A 6,140-nucleotide genomic window follows, 5' to 3' on the forward strand; every position below is an offset into this window, starting at 1 on the left:
ACTGGGAGGCGCAGCCCTATCGCTCACCCAGGTTGATCTATGTTTCGCCCGCCCATCAGTATCCGCTGGGTAGCGTCATGTCGATGCCGCGCCGGCTGGCCTTGTTGGAGCTGGCGGCGCAATCTGGCGCCTGGGTGGTGGAAGACGACTACGACAGCGAGTTCCGCCACCATGGCGAATCGCTGGCTGCCTTGCAGGGCCTGGATAGGCAGGGGCGGGTGATCTACCTCGGCACCTTCAGCAAGGTGATGTTCCCGGCCCTGCGTCTCGCTTATATGGTGCTGCCGCCCGCCCTGGTCGAACCCCTGATCGCCTTGCAGGCACGTCTGCATCGCGAAAGCGACTATCTGCTGCAGGGCGCGCTGGCCGACTTTATGGAACAAGGCCATTTCAGCCGGCATCTACGCCGTATGCGCAGCATTTATGCGCAGCGCCAGCGTCGGCTACGTGCCTTGCTGTCGCGCCTGCTGGCTTGTGATCTGGATAATGCCAATGATCCGTCCGGTTTTGCGCTGCTTGGCGGCGCCGCCGGCATGCATGTCACCCTGCGCCTGCCACATGGGCTTGATGGTGAGGCGATTTGCGCCGAGCTGGCGCTGCGCGGTATATCGGTCAGCGCCTTGTCGGCCTATTGCCATGCTGCACCGCCGTTTCCCGGCTTGGTGCTAGGCTATGGCGGCCTCAGCGATGCCGAGCTGCCGCAGGCGGTAGCAATGCTGGCCGAGGTGTTGAATGCGGCACGCAGCAAGCTGGCCGCTAGCGCAGCTTGAATCCAACTCACCGAATGGATACCCGAGGACCTTATGACGCAGCCCACCGTGTTGATCACCGGCATTTCCGGCTTTATCGCCAAGCATTGCGCCATCGAGATGCTGAACCATGGCTACAGGGTGCGCGGCACGGTACGCAGCAGCGCCAAGGCGGACGAGGTGCGCGCTACCCTGGCCAAATACGCCGATACCAGCCAGCTGGAGCTGGTCAATGCCGACCTGCTGGCCGATGCCGGCTGGGCCGAGGCCTGTGCCGGGGGGGCGGGCGTGCTGCACCTGGCCTCGCCGTTTCCGGTCAGCGACCCGAAAGACCCGCAAGAACTGATACGCCCGGCGGTGGATGGCAGCTTGCGGGTGCTCAAAGCTGCCATTGCCGCCAAGGTGCCGCGTTTTGTGCAGACCTCATCGGTGGTTGCGGTGCTGGGCGGCCATCCGCGTGATCGCAGCAGCGCATTCACCGAGGCCGACTGGACGGTAGACGGCCCGGATATCGGCGCCTATATGCGCTCCAAAACCCTGGCCGAACGCGCCGCCCGTGATTATCTGACTGAAACCGGCGCCAATATCCACTATGCCTCGGTCAACCCCGGCTTTGTGCTGGGCCCCTTGCTCGATAACGATATCGGCAGCTCGGGCGAGGTGATCCGCATGTTCCTGCGCGGCAAATATCCGGGCTGCCCGAAACTGTCGTTCCCGGTGGTCGATGTGCGCGATATTGCCCTGATGCACCGCCTGGCTTTGGAGACTGAGCAGCCCAGTGGCGGCCGCTATCTCGGCGTATCCGGCTCGGCCTGGTTTATCGACATGATGCGACCGATCAAACAAAAGCTCGGCCCGGCAGCGCGCAAGGTACCGTCGTTCGAATTGCCCAACTTTATGATCCGCCTGGTGGCCCAGGTCGACCCCGCCGCCCGCGGCATCGTCGCCGATCTGGGCCACGAGGTGAATATCGACAATAGCCTGACTCGGGCGGCACTGGGCATCAGCTTTCGCGGTGTCGAAGAATCGGCACCGGCGATGGCGGAGAGTTTGGTGGCGTTGGGTTTGGTTTAGCGGGGCAGCAGGGAGATAGATCTATGAACAAGCTGTTTGGCGCCCTGTTAGCTGCTGCGATGCTGTGTGGCTGCGTCCAGTCCGACAGCTCAGGTAAGCAATATTTGGCTGACCTAGGAAATTTGATCGGCAAGGCCGATCGGATTGTGCTAGTCGAGCATTCTTCGTCCTATGACTTATTCCAAATACAAAAGGGCGAGCAGATTCCACTGGAAGAAATAGCCTATCGGCGCATACAACTCACGGCGCAGCAAAAGGATCGTTTTCAATCGATGATTATGGCACTGCCGCCAGAAACCCAGAATGCCTTCCCGGCCTGCATTATTGAGGCTCATCACCGGATCGAGTTTTATCAGGCAGGGAAAAAGATCGATTCCATGGAGGTGTGCTTTGTGTGCGGTCAGGTTGAGTGGGGTGGTACTAAGGCGACACCGCCTTGGGCCTTATATGGGGGGCTGGAGGGGTTTGTTGCCTCAGTTGGATTGCAGCCAAAGCGAGAGTGGGCCTCACTCGCCGCAAAGACTAAGGGCCTACAGTGATGATTAACGTGGCATGGATAATTCAATGAGTGCAATAGAGAGAAAAGACTACGGTTTCGACCGTCTATACCAAGCCGTGCTGTACCAACCGCACACTGTGGCCCAAATGCTCAGAGAAGAGTCGGCGCTTTTGAAATGCCAGAACTATTCTGGGGAAACCGTGCTGGAATGGTTTGCTGTGGAAAATAATCTCGAAATAATAACGCTTTTGAAGGATTGTGGCGCTGAGTATTCTGACTATGCCTTGGCGGAAGCCTGCTGTTCTGGTCATGTAGAAATGGTATACTTATTGCTAGGTATGGGGGTGGTGCCCGATATTGCTTGGTGCTGGGATGCAATCCGGCGTGCAGATGTGCCACGAAAAACCTTCGTAAAGATTAAACGGGCTTTTCATCGGCATGGGTACAAATTCATTGAAGTCGTCTAAATTGGTCTGGATTTGCTTGAGTATGATACCGAAAAAACATTTCGGGCGAGCCAAATACCTAGGTTTGCGCTATCTGCCGTGGCTGGGTCTCGCGCTAGGGCTTCCTTTATTGCTCTTTGCTTTGCACGCCAGCTGCCATCTTGGTCGATGGCCGGTGTATGATCAGCCTGATCCAAAGGAATTGGCGTTTTATGAAATCTACCATGTGGCAATTGAATTTTCATTTACGGTTCAATTTTTTGCACTTGTACTTTGGGTTGTTGTGACTGTGTTCTCGTTAAATGACCGAAATAGATGGAGATTGACTTTAGTTGGTGCGGGTGTTTGGTTGCTTATTTTCTTAAATATTGCTACGGATCCCTTGGGTTTAATTGAATGGTACGTCGACTAGAGTCTTGGGGCTGTCTTGCAGCTGGTATTTGTGAATAATGTTGAGTTGAAAAGGATGTGTAGGGATGGATATTGTTTTGATGTTGCTGATTTTTGCGGCAATCTGCGCTCTCCCACTTGTTATTCCGTATTTGGCTGTTCGTGCAACTGAAAGCGAGAATGCCGCCGACGCCGGGCTGGGTGGGCGTAACTCCCTAGGATTGGGCAAAACGCTGGCACGTTTATTGGTCGTTGGTGTTTGCTATTTGCTTTCGGGATATGGTTTGTTGTTTAGCATGATGGCGATTGCTGAGGTATTTCGCGGCAATATTATCTACGCCGTTTTGCTTTATGCCTGGCTATGCCATGTAGTCATGTCCCTTGGCTGGGTGGTTAATATACGCGTGGCGAGATTCTGGCCTATCTCCGGGACCATTGCGGGCGTAGCCAGCTTTCTGCTGATTCCTCTAGTGGGCGGCCAATCTTCGCAGTTTGGGTTTGATGCCGTGATTATGGAGGTTTTGACGGTTGCACCCTGTCTGTTTCTCGGGTTTCACCTCGTGTCCTTTCATCTCAAACATTCGAACCGGACTCGAGTCGCCGGCTCGGCTGATTCTCGGGAGGGGCAGCAGCCCGATTAGTTAAACTTGATAGTCGTTTTGGCGGGCGCGGTCGATGGTCAGGCGCGCTGAATTAACTAAGGATGTGCCACCAGCGAGGTTTTCTTGGGCAAAGTGTGGGGCGGAGGGGGAGTTGAGTAGCGAAAAGGAATCGGCTGATGTCGCTTACGGCCCGGGCTCACCAGATCGGCGATGCTAGCCGATAACTCGATCGGGATCGTCGCTTCCCTTGCTGCGGTGATTCCTTTATGGGCTAGGCGCACTGCTTCCAAGCGCCGCATGCGCTACCGTCCCCGCCCGGGATTGCTTCAGGCTGGCGCGCACGACTTCGCCGACAAAGCGGAGCAGGACGGCAGATAGGCAGCGTGGCGCCGCCGCAGCGGGGCTGCAGTAGCCGGTGCGGCGATGCCTGTTTGAAAACCGGCATGCCGGTGCGGTTGAACGGATATCGACAGCCTTGCGTTTCACAGCAAATGAAGGGCTCGGCTGTGTGCGGCGACCCGCCATCGGGGTGATGGCGGGTTCCTCCTGAGCTGCAAGTGCGTATTCCGCGCTTTCAGCTGGATGGTGTGCCGCAGGTTTTCTCAAGCATGTCGCGAAGCGCTCTGTGGGTCGGTGCGGACCACTGCAAACGCGATTTCGCTTGTCTCAAGCCTTGGCCGGCTTCGGGCTCAGCGCACTATCGAGCACCAGCAGGCCGGCGCCGACGCAGATGGCCGAGTCGGCAAGATTGAAAGCCGGGAAGTAGGGCGTGCCGAGCACCAGCTTGAAGATCGCGCCATGAAAGCTGAGGAAATCGATCACATGGCCATAGGCGATGCGATCGATCACATTGCCCAGCGCGCCGCCTAGCACCAGCGAAAGCGCCAGTGCCAGGCGCCGCTTGCCGTATTCCTTGAACAGCATGCGCGCCAGTACCGCCGACACGACCAGCGCCAATACGGTGAAGAAATGGCGCTGCCAGCCACCGGCATTGGCCAGAAAGCTGAAGGCGGCGCCAGGGTTATAGGTGAGCAGCAGGTCGAAATAGCTGGTGACCTGCCGCACCTCGTGCAGCTGGAAGTTGGCGGTGATCCATAGCTTGCTGGCCTGATCGAGCACGATCACCAAGGCGGCCAGCGCATACCAGCGCACTGCGCCGTGCTTAAGCATGAATGCGACCCTCGCCGGCACCGAACAGATTGCTGATGCAGCGGCTGCACAAGCTGGGGTGCTCGGCATGGCTGCCAACTTCGCTGCGGTAGTGCCAGCAGCGCTCGCACTTGGCGGCGCTGGAGGCGGCGACGTCGATCTTGTTGTCGCTACCGGCTTGCAGGGTGAGCTTGGAGACAATCAGCACGAATTTGAGATCGTCGCCCAATGCCGCCAGCAAGGGGTGCAGGGTCGCATCGGCGGTAATGGTCAGCTCGGCCTGCAGGCTGGAACCGATGCTGCCGGCTTCGCGCAGCACTTCCATATCCTTTTTGGCCTGTGCCACCAGTTCACGCAGCTTGGCCCAGTCGCCGGCCAGCGTTGCCGCGTCTGCCGGTTGCGGGATGGTGTGCCAGGCATGCAGCAGCGGGCTGTCGTCCTCGTTTCCGCGCAGGGTGGCCCACACCTCATCGGCGGTAAAGCTCAGCACCGGCGCCAGCAGCAGGGCCAGGCCCTGGGTGATGTGGTAGAGCGCAGTCTGCGCCGAACGGCGAGCCGGGCTGTCGGCAGCGGTGGTGTAGAGGCGATCCTTGAGGATGTCGAGATAGAAGCCACCCAGATCGTCGGCACAGAAGTGCTGCACCGTCTGCATGGCAGTGTGGAAGCTGTAGCGGCCGTAATCGACCAGCACTTCATCCTGGAACTGTTTGGCCATCACCAGTGCATAGCGGTCGATGGTCAGCATCTGGTCGACCGCCACGCCATTACGCGCCAGGTCGAAATCGCTGAGATTGGCCAGCAGAAAGCGCAGGGTATTGCGGATGCGGCGGTATACATCGGCCACCCGCTTGAGGATCTCGTCCGAGATGCTCATCTCGCCCGAGTAGTCGGTGCTGGCGGTCCACAGGCGCAGCATGTCGGCGCCGAGCTGGTCGATCACCTTTTGTGGCACCACCACATTGCCCTTGGACTTGGACATCTTCTCGCCCTTGCCATCGACGACGAAGCCATGGGTGAGCAACTGCTTGTACGGCGCACGGCCGGTGGTGGCGCAGCCAGTGAGCAGGGAGGACTGGAACCAGCCGCGATGCTGGTCGGAGCCTTCCAGATACAGGTCGGCCGGCCAAGCCAGTTCTGGCCGCTGCTTGAGCACGGCAAAATGGGTGGAGCCGGAGTCGAACCACACATCCAGGGTGTCGTTCAGCTTGCGGTAGTCGTTTGCCTCCTCGCC

At 58.5% G+C, this 6,140-nt stretch carries 8 protein-coding genes; 6 read left to right on the top strand and 2 right to left on the bottom strand.

Features of this window, described 5'->3' with window-relative positions; genetic code table 11:
* The 6 genes from ACE3OH_RS18065 to ACE3OH_RS18090 form a co-directional block, all read left to right on the top strand.
* A partial coding sequence (locus tag ACE3OH_RS18065; RefSeq protein ID WP_374356386.1) for a PLP-dependent aminotransferase family protein occupies positions 1 to 770 on the top strand: 770 nt, incomplete at its 5' end.
* A gap of 33 nt (positions 771 to 803) precedes the next feature.
* Entirely contained in the window at positions 804 to 1,823 is a 1,020-nt protein-coding gene (locus ACE3OH_RS18070) for an NAD-dependent epimerase/dehydratase family protein (RefSeq protein WP_374356389.1), read from the top strand.
* Positions 1,824 to 1,846: 23 nt separating this feature from the next.
* On the top strand, positions 1,847 to 2,362 hold the full coding sequence (locus tag ACE3OH_RS18075; RefSeq protein WP_374356392.1) for a hypothetical protein: 516 nt from the start codon (positions 1,847 to 1,849) through the stop codon (positions 2,360 to 2,362).
* 13 nt (positions 2,363 to 2,375) lie between these two features.
* Positions 2,376 to 2,789 carry an ankyrin repeat domain-containing protein gene (locus tag ACE3OH_RS18080; RefSeq protein ID WP_374356395.1) on the top strand — a complete coding sequence of 138 codons (414 nt, stop codon included), beginning with the start codon at positions 2,376 to 2,378 and terminating at the stop codon, positions 2,787 to 2,789.
* A 16-nt stretch (positions 2,790 to 2,805) separates the two neighbouring features.
* Positions 2,806 to 3,180, top strand: a complete 375-nt coding sequence (locus ACE3OH_RS18085; protein WP_374356398.1) for a hypothetical protein — start codon at positions 2,806 to 2,808, stop codon at positions 3,178 to 3,180.
* A 64-nt stretch (positions 3,181 to 3,244) separates the two neighbouring features.
* The gene (locus ACE3OH_RS18090; protein ID WP_374356401.1) at positions 3,245 to 3,799 is read left to right on the top strand and encodes a hypothetical protein; all 555 of its coding nucleotides are present in this window, start codon (positions 3,245 to 3,247) and stop codon (positions 3,797 to 3,799) included.
* Between the two features lie 627 nt (positions 3,800 to 4,426).
* Here the strand turns inward: ACE3OH_RS18090 and lspA are convergent.
* Positions 4,427 to 4,930 carry a signal peptidase II gene (gene lspA, locus ACE3OH_RS18095; protein WP_374356404.1) on the bottom strand — a complete coding sequence of 168 codons (504 nt, stop codon included), beginning with the start codon at positions 4,928 to 4,930 and terminating at the stop codon, positions 4,427 to 4,429.
* Positions 4,923 to 6,140 (bottom strand): class I tRNA ligase family protein (locus tag ACE3OH_RS18100; protein ID WP_374356407.1); only part of this gene is annotated, 1,218 nt, incomplete at its 5' end. The genes ACE3OH_RS18100 and lspA, both read right to left, overlap by 8 nt.

The organism is Chitinimonas sp. (assembly GCF_041904975.1).
In the GTDB taxonomy this organism is placed as follows: Bacteria; Pseudomonadota; Gammaproteobacteria; order Burkholderiales; family Chitinimonadaceae; genus Chitinimonas.